31 protein-coding genes are annotated in these 26,020 nt (G+C 65.9%); 20 read left to right on the top strand and 11 right to left on the bottom strand.

The window, feature by feature from the left end; translation table 11 throughout:
- Positions 1 to 2: 2 nt before the first annotated feature.
- On the bottom strand, positions 3 to 1,055 hold the full coding sequence (locus ACQY8M_RS09720; RefSeq protein ID WP_428671297.1) for an ABC transporter substrate-binding protein: 1,053 nt from the start codon (positions 1,053 to 1,055) through the stop codon (positions 3 to 5).
- A 110-nt stretch (positions 1,056 to 1,165) separates the two neighbouring features.
- On the opposite strand from ACQY8M_RS09720, the gene ACQY8M_RS09715 reads away from it, so the two are divergent.
- The 5 genes from ACQY8M_RS09715 to ACQY8M_RS09695 all read left to right on the top strand — a co-directional run bounded on the left by ACQY8M_RS09715 (position 1,166) and on the right by ACQY8M_RS09695 (position 3,884).
- A complete protein-coding gene (locus ACQY8M_RS09715; RefSeq protein WP_428671295.1) occupies positions 1,166 to 2,068 on the top strand; it encodes an ABC transporter substrate-binding protein in 903 nt (300 codons plus the stop codon).
- A gap of 35 nt (positions 2,069 to 2,103) precedes the next feature.
- Entirely contained in the window at positions 2,104 to 3,027 is a 924-nt protein-coding gene (locus ACQY8M_RS09710; protein ID WP_428671293.1) for a hypothetical protein, read from the top strand.
- A gap of 22 nt (positions 3,028 to 3,049) precedes the next feature.
- The gene (locus ACQY8M_RS09705; RefSeq protein ID WP_428671291.1) at positions 3,050 to 3,361 is read left to right on the top strand and encodes a tripartite tricarboxylate transporter substrate-binding protein; all 312 of its coding nucleotides are present in this window, start codon (positions 3,050 to 3,052) and stop codon (positions 3,359 to 3,361) included.
- A 104-nt stretch (positions 3,362 to 3,465) separates the two neighbouring features.
- Positions 3,466 to 3,651 (top strand): hypothetical protein, encoded by a 186-nt coding sequence (locus ACQY8M_RS09700; protein ID WP_428671289.1) that lies wholly within the window; start codon positions 3,466 to 3,468, stop codon positions 3,649 to 3,651.
- Between the two features lie 68 nt (positions 3,652 to 3,719).
- Positions 3,720 to 3,884 carry a hypothetical protein gene (locus ACQY8M_RS09695; RefSeq protein ID WP_428671287.1) on the top strand — a complete coding sequence of 55 codons (165 nt, stop codon included), beginning with the start codon at positions 3,720 to 3,722 and terminating at the stop codon, positions 3,882 to 3,884.
- A 61-nt stretch (positions 3,885 to 3,945) separates the two neighbouring features.
- On the opposite strand, the gene ACQY8M_RS09690 is transcribed toward ACQY8M_RS09695, so the two are convergent.
- From ACQY8M_RS09690 to ACQY8M_RS09675, 4 genes are all read right to left on the bottom strand, one after another.
- Positions 3,946 to 4,848, bottom strand: a complete 903-nt coding sequence (locus ACQY8M_RS09690; RefSeq protein WP_428671285.1) for a carbohydrate ABC transporter permease — start codon at positions 4,846 to 4,848, stop codon at positions 3,946 to 3,948.
- Complete coding sequence (locus ACQY8M_RS09685; RefSeq protein WP_428671283.1) at positions 4,841 to 5,797, bottom strand: carbohydrate ABC transporter permease; 957 nt, start codon at positions 5,795 to 5,797, stop codon at positions 4,841 to 4,843. The genes ACQY8M_RS09690 and ACQY8M_RS09685 overlap by 8 nt, the downstream gene beginning before the upstream one ends.
- 67 nt (positions 5,798 to 5,864) lie before the next feature.
- A complete protein-coding gene (locus ACQY8M_RS09680) occupies positions 5,865 to 7,193 on the bottom strand; it encodes an ABC transporter substrate-binding protein (RefSeq protein ID WP_428671281.1) in 1,329 nt (442 codons plus the stop codon).
- 81 nt (positions 7,194 to 7,274) lie between these two features.
- Positions 7,275 to 8,327: an ABC transporter ATP-binding protein gene (locus tag ACQY8M_RS09675; RefSeq protein ID WP_428671279.1), complete on the bottom strand. Its 1,053-nt coding sequence runs from the start codon at positions 8,325 to 8,327 to the stop codon at positions 7,275 to 7,277.
- Between the two features lie 171 nt (positions 8,328 to 8,498).
- On the opposite strand from ACQY8M_RS09675, the gene ACQY8M_RS09670 reads away from it, so the two are divergent.
- The 12 genes from ACQY8M_RS09670 (at position 8,499) to ACQY8M_RS09615 (ending at position 18,245) form a co-directional block, all read left to right on the top strand.
- On the top strand, positions 8,499 to 8,891 hold the full coding sequence (locus ACQY8M_RS09670; protein WP_428671277.1) for a DoxX family protein: 393 nt from the start codon (positions 8,499 to 8,501) through the stop codon (positions 8,889 to 8,891).
- Positions 8,892 to 8,904: 13 nt separating this feature from the next.
- Positions 8,905 to 9,054: a hypothetical protein gene (locus ACQY8M_RS09665; protein ID WP_428671275.1), complete on the top strand. Its 150-nt coding sequence runs from the start codon at positions 8,905 to 8,907 to the stop codon at positions 9,052 to 9,054.
- A 16-nt stretch (positions 9,055 to 9,070) separates the two neighbouring features.
- The gene (locus tag ACQY8M_RS09660; RefSeq protein ID WP_428671273.1) at positions 9,071 to 10,054 is read left to right on the top strand and encodes a tripartite tricarboxylate transporter substrate binding protein; all 984 of its coding nucleotides are present in this window, start codon (positions 9,071 to 9,073) and stop codon (positions 10,052 to 10,054) included.
- Between the two features lie 111 nt (positions 10,055 to 10,165).
- Entirely contained in the window at positions 10,166 to 10,504 is a 339-nt protein-coding gene (locus ACQY8M_RS09655; RefSeq protein WP_428671271.1) for a Lin0512 family protein, read from the top strand.
- Positions 10,505 to 10,514: 10 nt separating this feature from the next.
- Positions 10,515 to 10,859, top strand: a complete 345-nt coding sequence (locus tag ACQY8M_RS09650; protein WP_428671269.1) for a Lin0512 family protein — start codon at positions 10,515 to 10,517, stop codon at positions 10,857 to 10,859.
- The gene (locus ACQY8M_RS09645; protein WP_428671267.1) at positions 10,859 to 11,638 is read left to right on the top strand and encodes a glutathione S-transferase family protein; all 780 of its coding nucleotides are present in this window, start codon (positions 10,859 to 10,861) and stop codon (positions 11,636 to 11,638) included. Before ACQY8M_RS09650 ends, ACQY8M_RS09645 begins: the two co-directional genes overlap by 1 nt.
- Before the next feature lie 185 nt (positions 11,639 to 11,823).
- On the top strand, positions 11,824 to 13,482 hold the full coding sequence (locus tag ACQY8M_RS09640; RefSeq protein ID WP_428671265.1) for an ABC transporter substrate-binding protein: 1,659 nt from the start codon (positions 11,824 to 11,826) through the stop codon (positions 13,480 to 13,482).
- A complete protein-coding gene (locus ACQY8M_RS09635; protein ID WP_428671263.1) occupies positions 13,479 to 14,426 on the top strand; it encodes an ABC transporter permease in 948 nt (315 codons plus the stop codon). Before ACQY8M_RS09640 ends, ACQY8M_RS09635 begins: the two co-directional genes overlap by 4 nt.
- Positions 14,426 to 15,439, top strand: a complete 1,014-nt coding sequence (locus tag ACQY8M_RS09630; RefSeq protein ID WP_428671261.1) for an ABC transporter permease — start codon at positions 14,426 to 14,428, stop codon at positions 15,437 to 15,439. Before ACQY8M_RS09635 ends, ACQY8M_RS09630 begins: the two co-directional genes overlap by 1 nt.
- Positions 15,440 to 15,446: 7 nt before the next feature.
- Complete coding sequence (locus ACQY8M_RS09625; protein WP_428671259.1) at positions 15,447 to 16,433, top strand: ABC transporter ATP-binding protein; 987 nt, start codon at positions 15,447 to 15,449, stop codon at positions 16,431 to 16,433.
- On the top strand, positions 16,430 to 17,470 hold the full coding sequence (locus ACQY8M_RS09620) for an oligopeptide/dipeptide ABC transporter ATP-binding protein (protein ID WP_428671257.1): 1,041 nt from the start codon (positions 16,430 to 16,432) through the stop codon (positions 17,468 to 17,470). Before ACQY8M_RS09625 ends, ACQY8M_RS09620 begins: the two co-directional genes overlap by 4 nt.
- 28 nt (positions 17,471 to 17,498) lie before the next feature.
- On the top strand, positions 17,499 to 18,245 hold the full coding sequence (locus tag ACQY8M_RS09615) for an SDR family NAD(P)-dependent oxidoreductase (RefSeq protein WP_428671255.1): 747 nt from the start codon (positions 17,499 to 17,501) through the stop codon (positions 18,243 to 18,245).
- A gap of 23 nt (positions 18,246 to 18,268) precedes the next feature.
- Here ACQY8M_RS09615 and ACQY8M_RS09610 read toward each other — a convergent pair whose 3' ends face one another.
- The 5 genes from ACQY8M_RS09610 to ACQY8M_RS09590 all read right to left on the bottom strand — a co-directional run bounded on the left by ACQY8M_RS09610 (position 18,269) and on the right by ACQY8M_RS09590 (position 22,201).
- On the bottom strand, positions 18,269 to 18,517 hold the full coding sequence (locus ACQY8M_RS09610; protein ID WP_428671253.1) for a hypothetical protein: 249 nt from the start codon (positions 18,515 to 18,517) through the stop codon (positions 18,269 to 18,271).
- A gap of 10 nt (positions 18,518 to 18,527) precedes the next feature.
- Positions 18,528 to 19,052 carry a UGSC family (seleno)protein gene (locus ACQY8M_RS09605; RefSeq protein ID WP_428671251.1) on the bottom strand — a complete coding sequence of 175 codons (525 nt, stop codon included), beginning with the start codon at positions 19,050 to 19,052 and terminating at the stop codon, positions 18,528 to 18,530.
- A gap of 16 nt (positions 19,053 to 19,068) precedes the next feature.
- Positions 19,069 to 20,127, bottom strand: a complete 1,059-nt coding sequence (locus ACQY8M_RS09600) for a hypothetical protein (RefSeq protein WP_428671249.1) — start codon at positions 20,125 to 20,127, stop codon at positions 19,069 to 19,071.
- 83 nt (positions 20,128 to 20,210) lie between these two features.
- Positions 20,211 to 21,125, bottom strand: a complete 915-nt coding sequence (locus tag ACQY8M_RS09595; RefSeq protein WP_428671247.1) for a LysR family transcriptional regulator — start codon at positions 21,123 to 21,125, stop codon at positions 20,211 to 20,213.
- Positions 21,125 to 22,201, bottom strand: coding sequence for an LLM class flavin-dependent oxidoreductase (locus tag ACQY8M_RS09590; protein WP_428671245.1), 1,077 nt, complete (start codon positions 22,199 to 22,201; stop codon positions 21,125 to 21,127). The genes ACQY8M_RS09595 and ACQY8M_RS09590 overlap by 1 nt, the downstream gene beginning before the upstream one ends.
- Positions 22,202 to 22,257: 56 nt before the next feature.
- Between ACQY8M_RS09590 and ACQY8M_RS09585 the strand changes: the two genes are divergently transcribed.
- Entirely contained in the window at positions 22,258 to 23,871 is a 1,614-nt protein-coding gene (locus ACQY8M_RS09585; RefSeq protein WP_428671243.1) for a gamma-glutamyltransferase family protein, read from the top strand.
- A gap of 21 nt (positions 23,872 to 23,892) precedes the next feature.
- On the opposite strand, the gene ACQY8M_RS09580 is transcribed toward ACQY8M_RS09585, so the two are convergent.
- Positions 23,893 to 24,312 (bottom strand): CBS domain-containing protein, encoded by a 420-nt coding sequence (locus ACQY8M_RS09580; RefSeq protein WP_428671241.1) that lies wholly within the window; start codon positions 24,310 to 24,312, stop codon positions 23,893 to 23,895.
- Positions 24,313 to 24,403: 91 nt separating this feature from the next.
- On the opposite strand from ACQY8M_RS09580, the gene ACQY8M_RS09575 reads away from it, so the two are divergent.
- Both ACQY8M_RS09575 and ACQY8M_RS09570 read left to right on the top strand, forming a co-directional pair.
- Complete coding sequence (locus ACQY8M_RS09575; RefSeq protein WP_428671239.1) at positions 24,404 to 25,030, top strand: 2Fe-2S iron-sulfur cluster-binding protein; 627 nt, start codon at positions 24,404 to 24,406, stop codon at positions 25,028 to 25,030.
- Positions 25,031 to 25,033: 3 nt separating this feature from the next.
- Positions 25,034 to 26,017: an FAD binding domain-containing protein gene (locus tag ACQY8M_RS09570; protein WP_428671237.1), complete on the top strand. Its 984-nt coding sequence runs from the start codon at positions 25,034 to 25,036 to the stop codon at positions 26,015 to 26,017.
- The last annotated feature ends 3 nt before the right edge of the window (positions 26,018 to 26,020 follow it).

Raw genomic sequence — 26,020 nt, 5'->3', positions numbered from 1 at the left:
CATCAGCCCTTTTTGAGCTTCCAGGCATTCCACAGCTCCAGCGCCTTGCTGCCGTTCTCGGCGTACCAGGAGTCGTCGATCCAGAACTGCTTGTCGATGTACTGGGTCGGCAGGTAGGGCTTCACCTTGGCGTCGACGAAGTTCAGCGCCTCGAGATTCAGGCCGGGATAGCCGAGCTCGCTGGCATAGACCGCCTGCTGCTGCGGCACCGACATCTCGGCGAGCATCTTCTGGCCCCAGTACGGGTTCTTCGCTCCGCGCGGGATGACGAAGCTGCCCTGCTTGAGCGCCCCCTGGTTCCATTCGATCTCGATCGGCCCACCCTTCTTGATCAGGTCGTAGAAACGGCCGTTCCAGCCGGTCGCCAGCACGACTTCCTTGTCTAGCAAGAGCTGCGCCGGTTGCTGACCGGTCGCCCACCAGACGCTGACATGCGGCTTGATCTGGTCGAGCTTCCTGAAGGCGCGGTCGAAGTCGATCGGGTAGATCTTGTCCATCGGCACGCCGTCGGCGATCAACGCGAACTCGAGATTGTCGGTCGGATGGTCGCGCATCGAGCGCGCGCCAGGGAATTTCTTGACGTCCCACCAGTCGGCCCAGCTCTTGGGCTGGGTGCCGCCTTTGAAGACGTCGGTGCGGTAGCCGATGATCGTCGTGTAGACCGAGGAGGCGAAGACGTAGGGCGAGCGCGCCTTCTCGGGATACTTCGAGCGGTCGACGATCTTGTCGTCGATCTTCTCGACAAGCTTCATCTGCGTGGCGCGGATCGCATCCTGGCCGCCGATTTCGGTCACGTCCCATTCGACATTGCCGGAGTCGACCATGGCGCGCAGCTTGCCGAAATCAGCCGGGCTCGTCTCGACCACGCGAATGCCGTACTTTTTTTCGAAGCCGTTGAAGAAGGCCTTGCGCATTGCCGTGCCCATCGAGCCGCCCGAGTGGTTGACGACGATCTGGGCAGGCTTCGGCGGCTCCTGGGCCATGGCCTCGCTGCTTGCCGTGAATGCCGCAGCGCCTCCCAATATCAGTGCCTCACGCCGGTTCATGCTCTTCATTGGTTTCTCCCTCCCGGTTCATGCAGACTGTATGTGCGCGTCCGCACAAAGAAAAGGCCCGCCGAAGCGGGCGCGCCAGTGTTGCGCTCCTGCACCGAGGTCCAAATCGAATGGCAATCCGTCTGTCCGAGAATTTTCGCGCGCTCTTCTACGCGCCATTCTATGCCACCCATGCCACGGGGGCCTTCACGGAAGCCGGCGTCGACGTGGTCCTGGTGCCGTCGCCCAGCCCACCGGCTGCGGTGAAGGCGCTGCTCGCCGGCGAGGTCGATGTCATGTGGGGCGGTCCGCTCCGGGTGATGATGTCGCGTGACAGCGATCCCCGGTCCGATCTCGTCTGCTTCTGCGACGTCGTGGCACGCGACCCGTTCTTCATCATCGGCGCTACGCCGCGGCCCCACTTCCGCTTCGCCAACCTGAAAGGCCTGCGCTTCGCCACGGTCTCCGAAGTGCCGACACCATGGATTTGCCTCGCCGACGATCTCCGCCGCACCGGAGTAGATCCGGTCGCGCTGGCGCCCATCGCCGATCGCACGATGGAGGAAAACGAGGCGGCCCTGCGCGCCGGCACCCTCGACGCCGTCCATCTGTTCCAGCCCCATGCCGAGCGGCTGCTCGCCTCCGGCGCGGGCCATCTCTGGTACGCCGCCGCCACGCGCGGCCGCACCGCCTACACCACCCTCGTCACCCGCCGCGGCGTGCTCGAGCGCCACCACGATGAACTTCTGAAGATGACCCGTGCCGTCCATCGCACGCTGGGCTGGTTCGCGCGCACGCCGGCCTCGGAGATCGCAGACCGACTGCGCGATTACTTCCCTGACGTGGCGCCGACGGTCTTTGCCGGGGCCATCGAACGCTATCGCGCGCTCGGCCTGTGGGGCAGCGATCCGGTGATCCACCGCGAGGGATACGACCGATTGCATTCTGCGATGCGCGCAGCGGGTGCGCTCCGTCGCGACATCGCCTTCGAGGAGTGCGTCGATACAAAGCTCGCCGAGCAGGCCATGTCCTGACGTGATACGGTCGCTGTGATCGAGCGGAGGATGCGATGCGGTTGATCAGGCTTCTCATGACGGCCGTGCTGGCCTGGACAGTGCTGGCGGCCGGCGCGTTGGCGCAGAACGGGCTGGAGCGTTTCGAGCGCGAGATCAAGCCACAGATCCAGCTCGAGAAGTTCGTCTATGGCGGCTCCCAGCCGCTCGGCAACGCCGGTTTCGTGCTGACCGACGTGGTCGCCGTGATGCCCGCGAGCTCCTCCACCGGCGACAAGGCGAGCACGCTCAAGATCGACAGGCTGACAGTCGAGGAACTCGACTTCGACCGCATGAAGGACCTCGACGACGACGAGATGCCGCGCTTCGCCAAGCTGAAGATCGAAGGCATGACCGGCGACGAGGAGATGTTCACCGTCCTCACGCCATACGGCGTGCCGCGCGTGCCGGTCGACGTGGTGCTCGACTACCGGCTCGACGGCAAGGCCAAGACCTTCACGCTCAACAAGCTCGAGGTCGCCCTGCGCGGCCAGGCCAAGCTCGGTCTCAACCTCGTGATCGAGGGAATCAGCGAGAAATCGAGCGAGGTCGCTGAAGCCATGGATGACGGCCGCCTGGGCATCGCCTCCCTCACGGTCGACGACAGCGGCCTGCTCGCCAAGCTGCTGCCGCCGCTCGCCCGGGAACAGGGCCAGACGGCCGAAGGCCTGGTCGGCGTGGCGCTCGTCTCGCTCGCCGCTTTCTGCGACGGGCAGGGTCCCGCGACGCTCAAGGCGCTCGACGCCATCGCCTCCTTCATCGGCGACTGGCAAGCGCCGAAGGGGACGCTGGCGATCAACCTTGCACCGTCCAAGACGGCAGCCCTGTCCGATATCGACCGGGTCATGGAGCCCAATGCGCTGGTCGACATCTTCGGGCTCAGCGCCACCTATCCGGCCACACGAGAGGGAGCGGCGAAAGCCGGCCCGACCGGCAAATGAACCGCCGGCTCCTCCTGGGGCAGTGGCCGTCTGGGGCGACAAGCGGCTCGCCTCCCTGCCCGACGTCCCGAGCATGAAGGAACTTGGCTACGACGCCATTCTCCATATCTGGTCGGGCCTGTTGGCGCCGGCCGCGACCCCCGCTCTGGTGATGACTATCCTGCGCGACGCAGCGCGGCGCACCGCCGAGAATCCCAAATTCAAGGATGCCATGGCAAAGGTCGAGACGCCGATCGCCTATCTCGACGCGCCGGCCTTCAAGTCCTTCCTGGAATACGATGCCAGGCGCCTCGAAGTCGCCGTCCAGCGCATCGGAAAAGTTGCGGAAAACTAACCGAGTCAAAGGCTTGGGGGCCGGGCAACCCCGGCGCTTCGAGGGGCGTTTTCTCTTTAGTGGCGGCCATGGTGGCCGTTGCCTGCGAACGCGGAGAGGAAACCATGAACCAGCAGAACAACAATCCGAACCAGAACCCGTCGCAACAGCAGCGCGAGCAGCAGCAGCGCGAGCAGCAGCAGAGGGAACAGCAGCAGCGCGACCGGCAGAACAATCCGGGCCAGAAGCCCGGCCAGGGCGGCCAGCCCGGCGACAAGCCGGCCGCCGACAAGGGCAACCACGATCGTTAGGTGCCGGTTGAGTCGGAGAATGCCCGCCGCTTCTGGCGGGCATTCCTTTTTCGGAACGAGGAGCCACCATGAACGACAAGCCCGATTTCCCCGCCGACGTGCCGGCCACGCCTCCGACACCCGGCAAGACCGAACCAATTCCGCCGGAAATGCCGCCCGCCCAGATCCCGACACCGGAAGTCAACCCGACGCCGACGCCCCACCCAATCGGGCCCGGGGGAACAGTGGCTTGAGAGATCCTTGGCTGCGATCAGGAGCTACGGGATCCATCGCGCCCCTGTCGCCGTGGACATTTTACTCCTTCACAGCGCCGGTCAACGAGGACACGTAGTAGTCGACGAAGAACGAATAGAAGATCGCCACCGGCAGGGAGCCCAGCAGCGAACCCGCCATCAGCGAGCCCCACTGATAGACGTCGCCCGACACCAGCTCGGTCAGAATGGCGACCGAGACGGTCTTCTTCTCGCTGCTCTGGATGAAGGCGAGCGCGTAGACGAACTCGTTCCAGGACAGTGTGAAGGAGAAGATGCCGGCCGAGATCAGCCCGGGGACCGCGAGCGGCAGCGTAATGCGGCGCAGGATCTGCAGGCGCGTCGCACCGTCGATCAGTGCGCATTCCTCAAGCTCGTACGGGATCGACTTGAAGTAGCCGATCAGCAGCCAGGTGCTGAACGGCACCAGGAAGGTGGGATAGGTCAGGATCAACGCCAGCGGCGAGTCGAACAGCCCGAACTGGTGGATCGTGGTCGCCAGCGGAATGAACAGGATCGACGGCGGCACCAGATAAGCAAGGTAGATCGCCAGGCCGACGTACTGGCTGCCCTGGAAGCGCAACCGCTGAATCGAGTAGGCGGCCAACACGCTGGAGAACAACGACAGCGTGGTCGAGCAGATCGCCACCCCCATCGTCACGATCAGCCAGCGCGGATAGGCGGTGGCGAACAGGAGCTTGTAGATGTGGTCGAGCGTCGGGCTGCCGATCCAGAACGGATTGTACTTCTTGTAATCGTACAGCTCGGCGTTCGGCTTGAACGACGTGATCGCCATCCAATAGAACGGGAAGAGCAGCACGATCACGAACAGCGCGAGCGGCAGATAGATGGTGACAAGCCGCCGCGAGCGGCTGTCCCACGTCATCTGGTCGGGCGCTATGGTCGCGGACGACTTGGCCTCAGGCGCAGCGGTCGTGTCAGTCATCGGCCTCTCCCTGCTGCCACTTGCGACGTGCGAGGGCGAAATAGCTGAACAATGTCGCACCGACGAGGAACGGGATCATCGCCACCGCGATCGCCGCGCCCTCGCCCAGCTCACCGCCGGAGATGCCGCGCTGGAAGGCGAGCGTCGCCATGAGATGGGTCGAGTTCAGTGGACCGCCGCGCGTGATCGCATAGACGAGCTGGAAGTCGGTGAATGTGAAGATGATCGAGAAGGTCATCACGATCGCGAGGATCGGCAGCAGCAGCGGGAAGGTGATGTAGCGGAAGCGCTGCCACGCCGAGGAGCCGTCGAGCAGCGCCGCTTCATAGAGCGACGGCGAGATCGTCTGCAGACCGGCCAGCAGGGAGATCGCGACGAAGGGAATGCCGCGCCAGATATTGGCGGCGATCAGCGACCAGCGGGCGGGCCAGGTCGTGCTCAGGAAGTCGAAAGGCGTGCTGCGGATGCCCAGCACATCCACCGCGACATAGGAGAAGATCGAGAACTGCGGATCGTAGAGCCACCAGAAGGCCAGCGCCGACAGCACGGTCGGCACGATCCAGGGCAGCAGGATGATGGCGCGCAGCAGGCTCTTGAACGGCACGTGGTTGTTGAGCAGCAGGGCGAGCCAGAGGCCCAGCGCGAATTTTCCGAAGGTCGCGACCGCCGTGTAGAACACGCTGTAAAACACCGCGCCCCAGAACTGCGGGTCCTCGAGCAGGTATTCGAAGTTGTCGAGGCCGATGTACTTGCCGGCACCGCCGATCTTGGTGTCGGTGAACGACAGCCAGATGCCCAGACCGAGCGGGTATGTCAGAAACACCAAGAGCAGGCCGAGCGCCGGCGTCAGGCACGCCACCACAAGGAACGGCTTGTAGTCGAAAAGGCGCGCCAGCCAGTGGGGCTGTGGCCGGCGGCGGGTCCAGTCGGTCATCGTGGCGACGGTCATGCTTCCTCCGAAGGGCCGGAGAGCGACGCGACCGGGATCCGGTCGCGCCGTTCGGTGCCTTGGCGTCCTAGCGGTAGTAGCGGCGCGTGCGGCGCTCGGCTTCCTTGGCCGCATCCGCAGGCGTCGCCTGGCCGGATGCCACCGAGGCGAACATCTGGACCAGGACGTACTCGGCGGTAACCGTGCCGGCAGCCTGGGTGATCGGACCCTTGTAGCCACTCCAGAACTGGTTGTTCATCGTGTCGCGGTAGAGCGCGATCTTCGGGTCGCTCTCCCATACCTTGCTCTTGTCGTAGGCCTTGAGCGGATGCGACCAGTAGCCGAGGCACCCCGTCAGCCACGGATCGTACTGCTCGGCTTCCATCATGAAGGCCAGGTAAGCCTTCGCGGCATTCGGGAACTTGGTGTGCTTGAACACCATGCCGTTCAGGACGGTCGCCGACATCGGCGCCGTGGCGGCAAGGCCCTTGACCAGCGGCGCATGCTCGGTGTCGTCGGCGATCGCCTTGGTCGCCGGATCGTTCTTCAGCGAGAAATACAGCGACACGCCGTTCGAGGTGAAGAACAGCTCGTTCGACGCGTAGGCGCGGTTGTTGCTGATGTCGTTCCACGACATCGTGCCCGACACGAAGTTCGGATAGAGTTCCTTCACGAAGTTCAGCGCGTTCAGGGTTTCCTTGCTGTTGATGATGACCTTGCCGTCGTCATCGACCAGCGCGCCGCCATGGCTCCACAGCATCCAGTTGGCGAAGCCGTTGGCGTCGCCCACCGCGTTGCCGAGCGCGAAGCCTGCCGGCTTGTTGATCTTCTTGAGGGCCTGGCAGAGCTTGAGCAGGCTGGCGTGATCGGTTGGAACCTTGTCGAATCCGGCTTCCTTGAGGGCCGACACGCGATAGACGAGGGGTCCGCCCGAGCCGCCCATCGGGATGCCGATCCAGTTGTTGCTCTTGGCTTTCTTGCCGAACTTCTCGCCGAGAAACATCCATCCGCCGTACTTCTTGCCGAGATATTCGGCGACGTCGGAGAGCTCCATCACCTTGTCGGCATAGATGTGCGGATCTTCGGCCCAGCCGAGGATGATGTCGGGGCCGGCGCCGGTGTTGGCCGACACCGCGGTCTGCTGGCGGATGTCTTCCCAGCCCACCAGGTCGACCTTGACCTCGACGCCGGTTTCCTTGGCGAACTTGGCGCTGTTGGCGCGGAAGATCACCTCGTCCGGCTCGACGAAGCGGGCCGGACGCAGCAGGCGCAAGGTGGCGCCCTTCTCGATCGGCAGGTTGAGCGGCGGCACGTCGCCCTTGGGAATGGTCTGGCCGGTCGCCTGTCGAGCGAGCGCCAGAGCCGCCGCGGATGCACCCAATGCCATCGCCTCGCGGCGCCTGATCACGAACACCATTGTCGTTTCCCTCCTACTTTTTACTTACGCACCAACATCCCCTCCCCCGTCAGACGGGGGAGGGAGATAGAGCCCGGTCGTTCAAAGCCGCGCGCCCGACTGCTGGTCGAACAGATGAACCAGCGCCGTGTCGGGCCGCACGGGCAGGATGTCGCCAGGTCGCGCCATGACGCGCTCGCGGAAGGCGCCTATCACCGGTTGGCCGCCAATGCGCATCAGCACCTGGGTTTCCGACCCGGTCGGCTCGACCACCTGCACGGTGGCGCGAATGCCTTCGCCGTCGAGCTGCAGATGCTCAGGCCGCACGCCGTAGACGGCGGGCCCTTCCTTGTGCGTAGCGCCATTGGCCGGCAGCGGCCACAAGGTGCCGTCGTCCATGCGCAGCGAGCCGCCGGCGATCGTGCCCTTCACCATGTTCATGGCCGGCGAGCCGATGAAGCCCGCGACGAACAGGTTGGCCGGCCTGTCGTAGAGATCGAGTGGCCGGCCGGTCTGCTCGATGTTGCCGTTGTTCATCACCACGATCTTGTCGGCCATGGTCATGGCCTCGATCTGGTCGTGGGTGACGTAGACCGTCGTCACCTTGAGCCGCTGATGCAATTCCTTGATCTCGCCGCGCATCTGCACGCGCAGCTTGGCGTCGAGGTTGGAAAGCGGCTCGTCGAACAGGAAGACCTGAGGGTTGCGCACGATGGCGCGGCCCATGGCGACTCGCTGGCGCTGGCCGCCCGAAAGCTGACGGGGATAGCGATGCAGCAGCTGCTCGAGGCCGAGGATCTTGGCGGCGCGACCGACCTCCTGCTCCATCACCGACTTCGGCGCCTTCGCCAGCGTCAGCGAAAAGGCCATGTTGTCGAACACGGTCATGTGCGGATAGAGAGCGTAATTCTGGAACACCATGGCGATGTCGCGATCCTTGGGCGGCACGGCGTTCACCACCTTGCCGCCGATCGCGATCTCACCGCCCGTGATGTTCTCCAGGCCCGCCAGCATGCGCAGCAGGGTGGACTTGCCGCAGCCGGACGGTCCGACCAGAACGACGAATTCGCCGTCGGCGATGTCGACGCTGACCCCATGTAAAATCTCGACCGGGCCAAACGCTTTCCGCACGTCGCGGATCTCGACCGTCGCCATTACGCCCTCCCAACGCTTACACACTGCGGTTCTTCCGGCCGCTTCGATGCCGTGACTATAGCAAACATCAGTTTCGGTGCGAGCACTTGGTAACATATTGGTGGCCTGACAAGGACGAATACGAACTGATAGTCGTTCCCATCGCTTGTCGAAAGAATGGGGACTGAGTGGATGGAAAAATTGGGTAAGTCATGGGCGCCGATGCTGCTCAGCGTGCTGCGGATCATGTCGGGGCTTCTGCTATTGCAGCACGGCGCCGGCAAAATCCTGAAATTCCCCGCCGGTGTCGTGCCGCCAACATTCAACCTGAACTCGATGCCCGGCTATGCCGGCGTCATCGAGCTGGTTTGCGGCATCCTGCTGGTGTTGGGGCTGTTCACCCGGCCTGCAGCCTTCCTCGCTTCCGGCATGACGGCCGTTGCCTATTTCCTGGTCCATGCCCCGCTGGGCTTCTACCCCATCCTGAACAAGGGCGAGCTCGCGGTGCTCTATTGCTTCGTGTTCCTGTATCTCGCCGCCGCAGGCGCCGGGCCGTGGAGCATCGACGCGATTCGCAGGAAGTGACCCGTGCGGCGCGATGACCGATCCGCGGGTCGATGCGCTTCTCGATTCCTCCGGTCAGGCGCCATGGTACAAGACGCCAGCTGAATACCGCGCGTTTGCGGAAAAGCACGAGGCCGAGGTGAAGCCGCTCCTGATCAAGGCAGGGCTCGCCAAAGGCCGGTGAGCTTAGGAGGATCGTCTTGTCTCAATCTGTCGTCATTGGTCGCCGTCGTGCCGCCGCCCTCGCAGGCGCTGCCGTTCTCGCCGCGCCGATGGTCGCGCGCAGCCAGCCCAAGTGGAAGCCCGAAAAGCCGATCACCATCTACAATCCTTTTGCCGCGGGCGGCGTTACCGACGTGCATATGCGCCTCCTGGGCGAAGCGGTGACCAAGATCCTGGGGCAGCAGATCATCATCGATGTGAGAGCGGGCGCGGCCGGAACGCTGGCGCCGGCGATGCTGATGAACGCCAAGCCCGACGGACAAACGCTCGCGGTGATGAGCATCAACAGCCTGCGCTATCCGCATTATCAGCAGGTCAACTGGGATCCGCTCAAGGACTTCACCTATATCTGCGGCCTGTCGGCCTACACGATGGGCATCGTCGTACGTTCCGATTCGCCGTGGAAGACCTTCGAGGACATGATCGGCTCGGGCAAGAAGGAGCCGGAGAAGGCCAATTTCGGCACCTCGGGCGTCGGCGGCACCGGCCAGCTCATGATGATCGAGGTCGAGCAGGCGACCGGCGCGAAGTTCACGCACGTTCCGTACAAGGGCGGCGCGGAATGGATGCAGGCGCTGATGGGCGGCGAGATCCAGTTCATCGCCGATGCGGCCCAATGGGCGCCGTTCGTCGACGACGGCAAATGCCGCATCCTGGCCTTCGCCACCGAGCAGCGCATCGAACGATACAAGGACGTTCCGACCATGATCGAGCGCGGCGTCAACGTGGTCGGCCAGAGCCCGTACGGGCTGGTCGGCCCGAAGAACATGCCGCCCGAGATCGTCGAGGCGATCTACCAGGCCTTCAAGCAGGCGATGAGCGAGCCGAAGGTCAACGAATACCTCGCCAAGTTCATCCAGGGCCCATGGAACAAGAACCCGGCCGAATACCGCGCCTTCGCCGAGAAGTACTATGTCGACGTGAAGCCGCTACTCATCAAGGCAGGCCTCGCAAAGGCATAGCATTCTGCTGGGAGCGCGGCTCTCCAGAGCCGCTCATGGGTTGCGGCAAACTGTAGGAAAGAGCGGCTCTGGAGAGCCGCGCTCCCAGCCCGAAAGCAGGAGGAATCGACGATGGCATTGAAACGTGTAGCCCTCGAAATCGGCATGGGCACGGATATCCGCGGCGGCGACTACACCAAGGCCGCCGTCCGCGCCCTGCGCGACGCGCTGTGGCACAACTCGCTCACCGTCGCGACGGCGGTCGGCAAGTCGAGCGACGACATGCAGGTCGAGGTGCTGATCGGCGTGCCGCAGCCCGATAAGGTCGACACCGCCGAGGTGCTGAAGGTGCTGCCGCACGGCACCGGCACCGTGACGGTATTCGAGGGCGGGCTCGAGATCATGAACGAGGCGGGCACCGACAAGACGGTGATCGCCCAGGCCGCCGCCATCGTGCGGCTCGATCTGTAAGGAGGCGTCAATGGCCCAGAAACGCGTCATCCTCGAGCTCGGCACCGGCAACGACCTGCACGGCGGCGATTACACTAAGGCCGCACTGCGTGCCGTGCAGGACGCCCTGCATCATTCCTCGCTGACGATGCTCCGGGCACTGAAGGTCAACCCCAAGACCGACATGTTCGTGACCGTCACGATCGGCGTGCAGCAGCCCGACAAGGTCGACGCCGAAAAGGTGAAGGCCTCGCTGCCGCATGGCATCGTCACGGTGAAGGTGGTGAAGGGTGGGCTCGACGTCGCCGATCCCGAGAATCACGATCCGGCGGTGATCGCCAGCGCCGCCGTCGAGGTGAAGCTGGAGCTGCCGTGATGCTGCTCTACGAACATCCGCTGTCTTCCTACGCCCAGAAGGTCAAGATCGCGCTACGCGAGAAGGGTGTGGCGTTTGATGTCGAGACGCCCGCGGCGCTCGGCTCCGGCGGAGCGACCGGACCGTTTGCAGCGGCCAGTCCACGCAACGAGGTGCCGGCGCTGATCGACGGCGAGGCCCGGATCTTCGATTCGACGATCATCCTCGAATATCTCGAGGACAAGTTCCCGACGCCGCCGCTCCTGCCGCCCGATCCGGCAGCACGCGCCGAGGCGCGCATGATCGAGGATGTCTGCGACACGCTCTACGAAGCGATCAACTGGGGCCTGAGCGAGATCAGCTGGTTCAAGCGCGCCGAGGGAGCGAAGGCCGAGGAGATGCGCGCCACGGCGGCGCGGCAGACGGCCGAGCTGCAGGCCTGGCTGACGGACAAGCTCAACGGTCGCGACTGGTTCAACGGCGATGATTTCGGGTGGGCGGACCTCAGTGTCGCGCCCTACCTCAATCGCTCGTTCCACTACGGCCTCGGCACGCCCGACAGCTCGCAGCTCGCGCGCTGGCGGACGCGCATTCGCGAACGGCCCTCTGTCGCTGCGACCTTCAAGGAGTTCGACGCTGCCGCCGCGCGCATGGGCGATGCGTCTGGCCGGCTCTCGTCAGGCGCGATCAAGCGCGAATACCGCGATCATCGTCTCGAATGGATGATGAAGTCCGGCGGCGTGCAGATCGTCCTCGACGGCCTTGCCAGGAAGAATATCCGCTTCACCTGGCCGCTATAGGCCTGCCTCCCGGGCAGCGCCGGGCAGCTCGCGCGCAGGACGGAACCTGATCTCCGATCGCCACGGAAGCTACCCGTGGCATGCATCTTGCTGACCTCATCGCGGCCGATCGGCACGAGATCTTCGGGAACATAGCATTTCGAGCCACCACCACCCGAATGTGATCTCGCAAGGAGGGCAAGCACATGACGATGCGAGATCAAGGTAGCCGTTCATTCCGCCGCCGCGAGGTCCTCAAGCGCGGCGCCGCACTTGCCGGCAGTGCGGCCCTGCCGGGAGGATTGGCGACGCAGGCCTCGGCCGCACCGAGCGGCACCTTGGTCGTCGCCGCGCCGGCGACGCCACAAAGCCTCGACAGCAACTTCGACGTCAGCCTCGGCACCTTCGAGGCGATCGCCGCGCTCTACGACAATCTGCTCGAATTCAAGAAGATGCCCGACCCGAAGGTGCCCGGCGCGTTCCGCGAGGACATTGCCGATCACCCGGACATGCCGGCCGGCTTGGCCGTGCAGGGCAAGCTCGCCGAGTCGTTCGAGCTCGATCCGGCCGGCAAGTTCATCCGCTTCCAGTTGCGCCAGGGCGTGAAGAGCAACTGGGGCAACGAGCTCACCGCAGAAGACGTGAAGTGGACGTGGGACCGCAAGTTCGGCCTGAAGGCGATCGGCGCCTTCTATCTGTCGACCCTGGGTCTCGACAAGCCGGAAGGCGTGAAGGTCGAGGGCAAGTACACGGTCTCGATCAATCTCGACAATCCCAACCCGCTGCTCGCCAAGCTGCAGCCCAATCTCTACGCACCAATCTACGACTCGACCAAGTGCAAGCAGATGGCCACCGCGGACGATCCGTGGGCGCGCAAGTTCATCGAGAACAACTCGGCGGGCTTCGGCCCCTATCGGCTGGACCAGCTCCAGCGCGGGCAGCAGGCCGTTTTCAAGGCACGGCCGGACTACTATCTGGGCAAGCCGGCGATGGACACGGTGATCTTCCGCGAGGTGCCGACATCGGCCACGCGCGCCTCGCTGCTGCAGGGCGGCGCCGTCGACATCGCGCAATATCTCCAGCCGCTGGAGATCATGAAGCTGCGCGACCAGAAGGGCGTCGCGGTCGACAGCGTCGATTCCTCATTCATGATCTGGCTCGAGCTCAATGCCAAGATCGAGCCGTTCGGAAATCCAAAGGTGCGGCAGGCGATGAACTTCGCCTTCCCGCAGCAGCAGGTGCTCAAGACGGTGTTCCAGGGCCTTGCCGAGCCGCTCACCGGCTGCATGCCCAACATTTATGCCGGCTTCACCGACAAGTTCTGGAAGTACAAGTACGATCCCGAGATGGCCAAGGCCCTGCTCAAGGAAGCCGGCCTGGGTTCGGGCTTCAAGACCAGCCTGGCCTACAATGCCGGCGATCCGGTTCAGGAGCCGATCGCGATCCTGTACCAGACCGCGTTGCGCGAGATCGGAGTCGAGCTCGAGCTCAAGAAAGTCCCGGCCGCGACATTCTACAACGCCGTATCGGAACGCAAGCAGCCGATGATCTTCTACGTCGACAGCCCATGGTGCCCCGACGTCGGCTATTCGATGACGCTCTACTTCAACTCCGACTCCTTCGTGAACTACAGCAACTACAAGAACGACGAGGTCGACAAGCTGATCAAGGATACCGCGCGCACCAACGACCAGAAGGCGCGGGTGGAAATGATGACCAAGGCGCAGGAGATCGTGATGTCCGAGGCGCCCTGGGTGTTCATCTCCTATCCGGGCTACCACTTCGCGCGGCGTTCGAACCTCAAGGGCTTCACCTACTACACGGCCAACAATATCCGCTTTCAGGACTTCTCCCGCGACGCATGACCGTCGGAACCCGTTTCGGATCCGACGCCGCGACTCCGGCGGTCGGCGTCGACCCGCTCTGGCGCCGCCGCCTCAGGTTCTTCTTCGCGGTGCTCCGGGCCCGACCGAGCTTCGCCGTCGGCTACGCGATCGTCGGCAGCGCGATCCTGGTCGCGTTGCTGGCGCCGTGGATCGCGCCTTTCGACCCGCTGAAGGCGGACCCGTCGGTCTATCTTCTGCCTCCTGGCGGACGCCATCTGCTGGGCACCGATGGCGCGGGCATGGACATCCTGAGCCGCATCCTCTACGCGCCGAGGATCGATCTCACCATTGCCGTGCTCGGCACGCTGGTCTCCGCCCTGGCCGGCGGCGCGATCGGTGCGGTCGTCGGCTACTACGAAGGCCAGCGCGCCTGGCGCCGCGCGCTCAGCGCGGCGGTGATGCGCTCGGCCGACGTGCTGCAGGCCTTTCCGGTCTTCGTCTTCGCCATCGCCCTGGTTGCCGTGTTCGGCCAGAGCGTGCGCAGCATCGTGATCGCCATCGCCTTCGTGAACGTACCGATCTATCTGCGGCTGATGCGCAGCCAGGTCCTGTCGATCCGCCAGCTGCGCTACGTCGAGGCGGCCTACGTCGCGGGCGCCTCCGATGTCGCCATCCTGGGACGCCACATCATCCCCAACGCCATCGCGCCCCTCGTCGCGCAGCTCTCGATCAACATCGGCTGGTCGGTCCTGCTGACGGCCGGGCTCAGCTTCGTCGGCGCGGGCGTCGTCGCACCGACGCCCGAATGGGGCAGCATGATTGCGATGGGCTTCCAGAACGTCGTCACCGGCCAATGGTGGCCGTCCGTTTTCCCCGGCATCGCGCTCGGCCTCACTGTGTTCGGCTTCGCCCTGGTCGGTGCGAGCATCGAGGTGCTGGCCGATCCGGCCCGCCGCCGCGTCCTCTCGGGCACGATGGCCTGATGCTTCCGCTCGTCCGCTACGTTGCGCGCCGCATCATTTTCGTGGTGCCCCAGCTCTTCGGCATCGTCCTGGTGAGCTTCTTCCTGGTGAAGCTCATCCCCGGCGATCCGGCCGTCATGATGCTGGGGCCAACGGCCAGCGCGCAAAGCCTGGCCGAGCTTCGCGACAAGATGGGCTTCACCAAGCCCTTGATGGAACAGTTCACGCACTATCTCGCCGACGTGGCGCGCGGCGATCTGGGCACGTCCTGGCAAACCACGCGTCCCGTCACCGAGGATCTGTTCCAGCGTTTCCCCGCCACCCTCGAGCTGGTCACGTTCGGCCTGCTGCTCGCCATCGCCATCGGCTTCCCGCTGGGCGTCGCGGCGGCGCGTCTCAAGCGCGGCGTGACTCGAAAGGTGGCGGACTACTACGGCCTGTTGGCCGGCGCCCTGCCGGACTTCTGGCTGGCATTGGTGCTGATCTACGTTTTCTACACCGTGCTCGGCTGGATCCCCGCGCCGCTGGGCCGGATCGACATGGCGATCCTGCCGCCGCCCACGGTCACCGGCAGCCTGGTGATCGACAGCCTGTTCGCCGGCGACTGGGATGCGCTGCGTTCGTCGCTCGGCCATCTGGCGCTGCCGGTCCTGACACTGGGGGTGATCAACGCCGGCCCGATCCTCAAGATGACGCAGTCGATGACCGAACGGACCTTGTCCTCCGATTTCGTGCGATATGCCGAGATGTGCGGCCTGCCGCGCCGGATCGTGCTCCGGCAGGCCGTGCGCGCCGCCCTGCCGTCGGTCGTCACGATCATCAGCGTGCTCTACGGATTCCTGATCGGCGGTGCCGTTCTGGTCGAGATCGTCTTCTCGTGGGGCGGAGCGGGCCAATATGCCGTGCAAGGCGTCCTCAACGCCGATCTCAATCCCGTCCTCGGCTTCGTCGTCTTCTCGGCGGTCCTGTCGCTGGCGACCTACCTGATCGTCGACCTGATCTACTTCGCCCTCGATCCGCGGCTCAGGGGCTGAAGGCCCCATGGTCGCCGGCGCACCGATCCTCGACATCTCCGATCTCTGGGTGAGCTTTCCGGCCTACCGGGCCGATCCGGTACGCGCGCTGAAAGGCATCGACCTCGCCATCGCGCCCGGCGAGTTCATCGGCCTGGTCGGCGAATCGGGTTCGGGCAAGACCACGCTGGCACGCGCCGCGATGGGACTGGTGCCGCCGCCCGGAGTCGTCGAGCGGGGCGAGGTGCTGTTCGACGGCCGCAACCTGGCGCGCCTCGACGAGGAGGCCCACCGCGCCGTCCTGGGCCGCGAGCTCGCCATGGTCATCGCCAATCCGCGCGCCGAGCTCAATCCGGTCCTGACGGTGGGACGCCAGATCTCGAACATCGTCTTCTACCACATGGGTGTCGGCCGGGCCGAAGCCGACCGGCGCGCCCTCGAGATGCTGCGCGCGGTCCGCATTCCCGATGCCGAACGGCGTTTCGCCGCCTATCCGCACGAGCTGAGCGGCGGAATGGCCCAGCGCGTCGTGATCGCCATTGCGCTGGCCTGCGCGCCGAAGCTGGTGATCTCCGACGACGCCACCAGCGGGCTCGACGTCACGGTCCAGACCCAGGTGCTGGACCTGCTGAAATCCATGGTGACCGAGAAGGGGGCCTCGGCGCTGTTCATCACCCGCGATATCGCCGTCACCGCGCATTACTGCTCGCGCATCGCGGTGATATACGCCGGCGAGATCGTCGAGCTGGCGCCCGTCGCGACCTTCTTCGAGCGACCGACGCATCCCTACAGCATCACTCTGCTCGCCGCCTTCTCGCACAGCCCCGAGCTCCGCCAGCGCTGGACGCGCAGTGCCGATATCGACGCCGCGCCGATACCGGCTGGCGGTTGCAGCTTCGCGTCGCGCTGCGTGCGCCGGCGCGAGCGCTGCCTGGCCGAAGCGCCGCAGGCGCGCCCATTGGCCGGCGGCCGCTCCGTGCGGTGCCATTTCCCGGTCGACGAGAGCGTGACGTGACCTCCCTCCTCGAGGTCCAGGATCTGGTCAAGCGCTTCCCGCTCAGCGGCACGCGCAAGACGGTGCAGGCGGTGAACGGCGTCGAGTTCTCGATCGGCCGCGGCGAGACGCTCGCGCTGGTGGGCGAATCGGGCTCGGGCAAGACCACGATCGGGCGCTGCGTCACCGGCCTGATCGAGCCGACCGCGGGAATCATCTCGTTCGACGGCAAGCCGATGGGGCGCGGTCGCGACATCCGCTCGAAGGAGCTGCGCGGACGGATCCAGTTCGTGTTCCAGGAGCCCGCCGAATCGCTCGATCCGCGCCAGCGCATCGGCGAGACGCTGGGCGAACCGCTGCGCTATCTCGGCGTGCCGCGCGCCGACCGCGAGCAGCGGGTGCGCGAGGTCGCCCGCCGGCTGGCACTGGCCGAGAGCACGCTCGATCAGTTCCCGGCCGAGCTCAGCGCCGGCCAGCAGCAGCGCGTCGGCATCGGCCGCGCGATCATCACCGATCCGGCGCTGATCGTGCTCGACGAGCCGACCTCGGCGCTCGACCCGACGGCGCGGGCCGAGATCGTCGACCTGCTGATCCGCCTGCAACGCGAGTTCGGCACGGCCTATCTCTTCATCTCGCACGACCTCAGCACCGTGCGCTTCCTCAGCCATCGCGTCGCCGTTCTCTATCTCGGCGCCATCGTCGAGCAGGCGAGCGCCGAGGCCCTGTTCGCCCGGCCGCTGCATCCCTACTCCGTCGGCCTGCTCGCCTCGGTGCTGCTGCCGAATCCCAGGCTGAAGCCATCGAGCGCCGTCACGCTGGACGGCGAGATCCCGAGCCCCATCGACCTGCCGCCCGGCTGCTCGCTGGCAGGGCGCTGCCCTTTCGTCGGCGAGCGCTGCCGCACGACGCGGCCGCCGCCCGATGCGGTGGGACCGGCGCACTATGTCAGCTGCTTCCATCACGAGCGCGTCGCCGCGCTCGATCGCACAGTCGATCATTTCGCCCGGTTCCAGCAGGAGTCGAACCGTCTCCTCAGCGTCGGCGCCGATGGCAATTGAAGGGTCTCAACACGAAAGGACAAGGACGATGGGCAAACTGAGCGGAAAGGTGGCGCTCGTCACGGGCGGAGCGAGCGGGATCGGGCGCGCAACGGTCGCGGCTCTGGCGGCCGAAGGCGCCGACGTCGGCATCGTCGATCGTAATGCCGAAGGGGCCAAAAAGGCTGCCGAGGAAACCGCGAAGCTCGGCGTGCGCAGCCTGTCGGCTTCGGCCGATGTGGGCGACGACGCCGAGATGAAGGCGGCATTCGGCACCATAACCGCGGCGCTGGGCGACATCGACATCCTGTTCAACAACGCCGGCATCGACACGATCAGCTACCTCGACGACATGCCGATCGCGATGTGGGACGAGATGATGAGGGTCAACCTGCGCAGCGTCTTTATCGGCACGCAGTTGGTGCTACCGGCGATGCGGCGCAAGAAATGGGGCCGCATCATCAACACCGCCTCGCAGCTCGGCCACAAGGGTGCGCCGCAGATGGTGCATTACTGCGCCGCCAAGGCCGGCGTCATCGGCTTCACCCGTTCGCTCGCCTACGAGGTGGCGCGCGACGGCATCACGGTGAATGCGATCTGCCCCGGACCGATCAACACGCCGCTGGTCGAGGGCATTCCGCAGGCCTGGCGGGATGCCAAGCTGACGGAACTTGCGATCGGCCGCTTCGGCAATGTCGAGGAAGTCGCCCCGACCGTCGTGATGCTCGCCTCCGACGCCGGCTCCTACTACATCGGCGCGACCATGAACATGAACGGCGGCGACTACATGATCTGACGCCCCGATCGGAACCCGGTCGGCTAGGCGCTCTTGCGAGCACCCATAAAGCAGAGGCCAAGGCCGACGATCACGGCAGCAACGCCGGCAATCGTCGGGATCGGGATGGTCCTCTGCTCGGCGGCGGTGACCTTGAGCGGGCCGGCGTCGATCACTGTCTTCTGTTCGGTGAAGGAGATGTTGTCGACCGCGAGGCCGACGACACCGAGAGCGATCAGGGCGATGCCCACGAGAACCAGGGGTTTCATGCCCCACCAAACGCGGTGGGGCATGCGAGGTTCCCTACCGCTTCACCAGCAGCTTGCAGCCCTGCTCGATCGCGGCGCGGGCGCGGGCCTTCAGCTCGTCATCGGTGGCGCTGCTCACCGGGTGCTCGATGACCGGGAACGCATAGCCGGGCATGCCCAATACCCGGCCCATCATCTCGGCGGCGCTGGCGAAGCGCGTGGTCATGACCCCGAAGGCGGGGACCCCTGCTTTCTCGGCAGTGACGGCGTCGTGCAGACTGCACGATGAGCAGCTGCCTCAATCGCCAAGGCCCGAGATGACAGCATCCCATTGCTTGATCTCGGCGACGATATGGGCGTCGGCCGGCGCGCTGTAGTTCGACTTGGTGCGGCTCACCACCTTGGCGACACCGTAGTCCTCGCGCAGCATCTTCTCGAGATGGGTGAAGAAGCCCTTGGTGCCTTCCTTGCCGTTGGAGATGAAGCCGACCGTCTTGCCGGCAAGCGTGTCGAGGCGCGGGGCGAGCTGGCCGGTCGCCGGCGCTTCGCCGGTCGTGGGGTCGAGGACGCGGAAGGTCATGATGGACTCCCTATGATCACTTTTTCGGCGGTTCGCAATCGATGCAAGCGCCGATCGGCAGGGTGACGGCGTGGCTCTTGTTGCCCAGCCACGGTGGGATGACGGCGCCGAAGCCGCCGGCCGGACCGCCGGCGGCGATCACCAGCAGCTGGTCGGGCGATTCCATCGCCGGATAGACGCTGTCGCCGCGGTCGCGCACCACGGCTCCCTTGCCGACCTCGGCCCATTCGCGGCGATGGATGCGCGCGCGCTCGTGGATGAAGCTGGCGACGTCGGTCTTGCTCCAGTTCGCGGCCTGCAGATGCTCGCGCAGCTGCTTCGGCACGACGATGGCGTAGTTGCCGGGATGGATCGAATAGTGCCGCAGGTTGGCGCGCATCTCGGCGGCGAAGGTCTCGAGGATCTCCTCCGGCTTCGTCGTCCACTCGTTCATGATCTGGCGCGGCGCGCCCGCGGCCATGACGGTGACCGCCGAGGCAGCGCGTTCGACGCCGCGTTGCTCGGACAGCGACTTCCAGGACGAATCTTCCTCGTCCTCGGCGAGGCAATAGCTGAACTTGCCGGGATGACCGAGGGTCGAGCGGTCGATCACGCCCGGCCGCACGTCCATCAGGTTGATCAGGCAGAGCCGGATCGCGCGCCCGATCACGGCGGTCGCCCGGTCGCTGTTGCCCAGCGCATTGAAGGTGCCGGTGGCGCCGATCTCGAGCCGGATCGGCCCGTTCAGCACGACGAGCACGGCACAGCCGCCGGTGCTGGCCGTGGCGCCGTGCATCAGGAACTCGTCCTGCATCATCGCCGTCCAGGCGGTGATCACGACCGGGAAATGCATCGGCAGGCAGCCGGCCATCACCGAGTTGATCGCGAGCTTCTCGGCGGTGATGGCGAGCCCGCGCACCGGCTCGATGCCGATCAGCTGGTCGGGCGGCATCATCGCCCATTCGAGGCACGCGCGGACAGCCTCTTCCGTCGGCGGCACGATCGGCAGGCCATCGGTCCAGCCGTTGGAGTGATAAAGCTCCTGAACGGCCGAGATGCTGTCGGCTTCGTAGACGCGGGATGCGAGATGCTGCACGAGAACCTCCGAACGCCCAGCATAGAACGGCAGACCGCTATGCCAAGGCCATCTTGATAAGCACAATTATTGCGAGATGCGCATCAATCGCTTTGCCGCCACTGACGGCGCAGCAGCGTGACGAAGCCGGACGCCGCAGGCGTCGGTTCGCGCTCCCGCAATGTGATCAGCCCGAGTCGGCGCGAGAGCCTCGGCTCGGTCAGCGGCACGCTGCGCAGCTTACGCGCCAGCGGCCCGCGTGTGGCGCCTTTCGGCACGATGGCAATACCGACGCCGGCGCCGACCAGCGCCATCAGGGTGGCGAACTGGCTGACCACGACCGCCTGCCGCAGCGGCACGCCCGAGGTCGCGGCCGCCGCGTCGATGGTGCGCCGGGTGCGCGCCTCGGTCGGCAGCCCCACCATCGGCTCGTCGCGCAGCTCGGACAGCGACAGGCCGCGCCGGGCGGCCAGCCTGTGGCGCGCCGGCATCACGACGCAGAAGGTCTCGCGGCTGAGCGCCGTGCCGGCGGCGAAGTCGGGCAATTCGTCGACATAGCCGATGCCGAAGTCGGCGACCCCGCTGCGGACATCCTCGAGCACGGCGGCATGCACGCCCTCGCGGACATGGATCTCCACGCCCGGCCGGTCGGCGCGGTAGGACGCGACGATGCCAGGCAGCAGGCCGCCCGCCACCGACATCACGCTCGATATGACGACCAGCCCACGCCGCTCCTCGGCCACCTCACGCACGCTCTGCACGGTGATGTCGAGATCGTTCAACATGCGCTCGGCGACGGCCGCGAACTCGCGCCCCGCTGCCGTGATCTGCGCCCGCCGCGTGCTGCGCTCGAACAGCCGTACGCCGAGCGCCGCTTCCAGCCGCTGGATCGAACGGGTCAGCGCCGGCTGCGACAGACGCAGCCGCGCGGCGGCAGCGACGAAGCTGCCATATTCGGTGAGGGCGAGGACGGCCTCGAGCTGGCGCGCGCTGAAGTCCGGAAGTGCCGCGCGCGGCATCAAGCCGCCAGCATGCGCTCGCGATTGCGGCCGCGCAGGATCGGCATCACCCACTTGCCGAAACGCTCCGCTTCCTCGTCGTGCAGGTAGCCCGAGAGGCAGAACGAGTGGCAGCCGAGGTCGATGAAGTTCTGCAGCGTGTCGGCGCATTGCTCCGGCGTGCCGACCACGGCGATGCCGGCGCCGGGCCGCACCTTGGTGATGCCAGTGAACAGGTTCTTCTCGATCACCTCGCCGACCGCCGCCAGCTCGCGCACGCGGCGGTTGGCTTCCGAGGTCGCGAAACGCTCCTTCACGAATGCCTTCTGCGCCTCACTGGCATGGGCGACAAGCTCGTGCGCAAAATCCCACGCCTCCTCCTCGGTCTCGCGGCAGACGATCTGCAGCCGCATGCCGAAGCCGATGTCGTTCTCGCGGCCGTGCGTCGCCGCCATGCCGCGGATCTCCGCCATATTGGCGCGGATGCGCTCGTAGGTGTCGCCCCAGAACAGGTGAACATCGGAATGCTTGGCCGAAATCTCCCAAGCCTGCCGGCTGCCGCCGCCGAGGTAGAACTTCGGATAGGGTTTCTGCAGCGGGTGCGGCCGGATCTGCGCCTTGTCGAGCTTGTAGAACTTGCCGTCGTGGGTGACGGAATGCTGAGTCCACAGCTTCTTCAGGAGCGTCACCTCCTCGTCCATGATCTCGTAGCGCTCCTCCTTGCCCCACCTGATGCCCTCGGAGGCGTTCTCCGCCTCGCTCTGGCCCGCGATCAGGTTGATGCAGATGCGCCCGCCGGAGAGCTGGTCGAAGGCCGAGATCATCTTCGCCAGCAGCACGGGATTGATATAGCTCGGCCGCGCCGCCACCAGCATGCGGATCGACTTCGAGCGTGCGACCATCATCGCCGAGGAGATCCACGCCTCCCAGCACGCGGTCTGCACCGGGACCAGCATGTATTCGAAGCCCGCCGCCTCGGCCGCGGCCACGACCTTGTCGAACAGCTCGAGCGACGGCGGGATCTGGGCGCTCGCGAGCCCATAGGCGGTGGTGTCGCCGGCGGTCGGCAGGAACCATCCGAATTCGAGTTTGCGCATGACACCAGTCTAGTGCCTATTTCGGGTCGACACACGCATCGGGAACAGGGCGATAGATGATCCAGCACGGCAAGCGACCAACCATCGCATCGCGGCACGGCATGGTGGCAGCAGCGCATCCGATCGCAGCGGCGGCGGGCGCGCGCGTGCTGTCCAACGGCGGCAACGCCTTCGACGCGGCGGCAGCGACGGCGGCGACGCTCAACGTCGTCGAGCCCTACATGTCCGGCCTCGGCGGCCAGGGTTATGCGACTTGCTACGTCGCCTCCGAGCGCCGCGTGCGTTCTTTGAACTTCATGGCCCGCATACCGCGCCGCTTCCCGCTCGATCGGCTGAGCCGCCGCGAGCAGATCCTGCGCGGGCCGGTCGCCGTCGGCGCGCCGGGCAATCTCGGCGGCTGGTGCGAGATGGTTGCCCGCTACGGCACGAAGAAGCTGCCCGAGTTGTTCGCCCCGGCGATCCGGGTGGCGCGTGACGGCTTCGGGCTGATCGAGTTCAATGTCGAGGAGTATCGCGGCGTCACCGGCGAGCTGCGCGGCCAGTCGGCGCTCTACCCCGAATGGTCGAGCACCTATCTCGGAGGCATCGAGGGCGGCCAGCCCAGGCTCGGCGCGGTGCTGAAGCAACCCAACCTCGCCAACACGCTCGAGGCCCTCGGCAACGAAGGAGCCGGCCTGCTCTACGGCGGCGCGCTCGGCAAGAAGCTGCTCGAGCGGCTGGCCGAGCTGGGCGGCTGCCTGACCATGGACGACCTGCTCGACTTCGAGCCCGAATGGGTCGATCCGGTGGCCGTGAGCTATCGCGGCCGCGTGGTGCATGTGCCGCCGCCGCCCTGCGAGGCGTTCCAGTATCTCGTCACCCTGCGCATCCTCGAAGGCTTCGATCTCGGCCGGATGGAACGCAACGGGGTAGAGCACGTCGACACAGTGCTGCGGGCCATACGTGTCGCGGCGGGAGTGCGCATCGCCAACGGAGCGCCTTCGCCGCAGAAGCTCGCCGAGCTTCTGTCCGACGGTCACATCGAGAGGCTGCGCGCCCGCGTCCGCGACGGCAAGCCGGTGACCGGCCCGACCGAACAGTGGACGCCGCCGCCGGCCGACGGCTCGGGCGAAGGTCACACCACCTCGTTCTCGATCGCCGATGCCGACGGCAACGTCGTCTGCGTCACCCAAAGCCTCGGCAGCGTGTTCGGCTCGGGCGTCGTGGTGCCCGGCACCGGCGTCTGCCTGAACAACTTCCTCTATTGGGCCGACGTCACGCCGGACAGTCCGAACCGCGCGAAGCACGGCGACCTGATGCCGGTCTGCGTCGCACCTTCGATCGTCACCCAGGACGACAAGCCAGTGATGGCACTGGGCACGCCGGGCAGCTATGGCATCCTGCAGACCCAGCCGCAGGCCTTTGTGCAGTACGTCGATTTCGCCATGCCGCTGCAGCAGGCGATCGAGGCGCCGCGCGGCCGTCTTACCGACGGGCGCGACGTGCTGCTCGAGTCGCGGCTGGCGGCTGATGTGCAGGCCGGGTTGCGCAAGCGCGGACACAATGTCCTGAGCGGCCCCGACTGGACGATGAAGGTCGGCGGCATGCAGGGCATAGCGATCGATCCCACAACCGGGGTCATGACCGGCGGCTGCGATCCACGGCGCGACGGCTACTGCGTGCCGGCGTAGAGATCGGAGAAACTTGTGAGGCTACTTGCGCGGCCGCGACGGTTCGGAGATTTCCGCGACCGCCGCACCGACGGTGCCGAGGGCGGCGGCGCGAGGTTCGGTCGCGATGTCTCCGAGAGAAATGATCCCAGCTAGCGTCTTGTCGCGATCGAGAACGGCCAGACGCCGGATCTGCAGCGTCTTCATGCGCTCCAGCACCTCGTCGGCCTCCTCGTCACAGAAGGCATAGACGATGTCCTCGGTCATGCAGTCGCTGACCAAGCCGTCCATGGGCGATATGCCCGCAGCCACGCCACGGACGACGATGTCGCGGTCGGTGATCGCGCCGACCAGGCGTTTGCCGTCGCAGACGGGCAAGGAGCCGACCCCCAACGCCTCCATGGCGGCGGCCGCTTGCTGCAGCGAGGCCTCGGGCGGGATGGTTTCGACGTCGCGCGTCATGATCTCGGAAACCTGCATAAGGCCGTAATGCTTCGGGAGCCGATTGGTTCCCGCGACGCAACAAGGCATCGGGCTCGGTCGTTCTCTCCGCATGAGCAACACGTCAGTCACGCGGCGCGGCCTGTTCGGCGGTGGAGCCGCCCTCGGCGCAACCCTGCAAAGTGGTAGCACTCTTGCCCAATCGCCTCCTCCGGGAGAGGGCGCATCGCCGGTCGCTGTCAACCTCAAGGTGAACGGATCGCAGCACGAGTTGAGGCTTGATTCGCGCACCACGCTGCTCGACGCCCTGCGCGAGCATCTCGCCCTCACCGGAACTAAGAAAGGCTGCGATCACGGCCAGTGCGGTGCCTGCACGGTGCTGATCGACGGGGTCCGCAAGAATTCGTGCCTGAACCTCGCCCTCTCCTGCGACGATCGCGAGATCACGACCATCGAGGGGCTCGGGAGCGAAGATGCGCTGCATCCCGTACAAGCCGCCTTCGTCGAGCAAGACGGGTTCCAATGCGGCTTCTGCACGCCGGGACAGATCTGCTCGGCGGTCGGCATGCTGGCGGAACTAAAGCGCGGCCTGCCGTCGGCCGTGACGCCGGAACTCACCGCCGCCGCGATGGAGGTCGCGGAAACCGAGCTGCGGGAGCGCATGAGCGGCAACATCTGCCGGTGCGCTGCCTATCCCAACATCGTCGCGGCGATCCTCGACGCTTCAGGAAAGGCCTGACCGATGCACGCCTTCACTTACGAACGGCCGGGCGACGTGGCCGCCGCGCTGACCGCGATCGGCAAGCCCGGCGCGAAGTTCCTCGGCGGCGGCACGAACCTGCTTGATCTCATGAAGGTCGACGCCGAAGCCCCGCAGCATCTGGTCGACGTCTCACGTTTGCCGCTTGCCCAGATTTCCGACGAGGACGGCGGTCTGCGCATCGGCGCCACGGTGACGAACTCCGACCTGGCGGGCGATTCTCGGGTGCGGGAGCGCTATCCGGTATTGTCGCGCGCCGTGCTCAACGGCGCTTCGGGACAGCTGCGCAATCAGGCGACCACCGGCGGCAATCTCCTGCAGCGTACGCGCTGCTATTACTTCTATGACCCGTCCATGCCCTGCAACAAGCGGGTGCCGGGAAGCGGCTGTTCGGCGCTGAAGGGCTACAACCGCATCCACGCCGTGCTGGGCGCCAGCGATGCGTGCATTGCGGTGCATCCCTCCGACATGGCGGTCGCGCTGGCGGCGCTCGATGCCGAGGTCGAGGTGCAATCCGCCTTGGGCCGGCGGCGCATCGCGATCGCCGACTTCCATCGCCTGCCCGACACAGCGCCCGAGAAGGACACGACCCTCGCCAATGGCGAGCTGATCACCGCTGTGATCCTGCCGGCGCCACCGGCCGGCGGGCAGGTCTATCGCAAGGTGCGTGACCGTGCATCCTACGACTTTGCGCTCGTATCGGTCGCCGCCGTGGTCGAGACGGACGGCGATCGCATCCGCTCGGCACGCATCGCGATGGGCGGCGTCGCGCACAAGCCGTGGCGTGCGCACGAGGCCGAACGCCAGCTCGCCGGAGCCGGGTTGTCCGACGATTCCTTCGCCGCGGCCGGCGAGGCAGCCGTGAAGGGCGCACAGGGTCGTGGTCACAACGACTTCAAGATCGCCTTGGCCGCACGCACCGTCGCCCGTGCGCTTACCGAAGCCGCCACGCAGAAGAGAGCCTGAACC

The organism is Reyranella sp., from assembly GCF_965279465.1.
Taxonomy (GTDB): domain Bacteria; phylum Pseudomonadota; class Alphaproteobacteria; order Reyranellales; family Reyranellaceae; genus Reyranella.
This window is presented reverse-complemented; position numbering and strand designations above follow the sequence as displayed.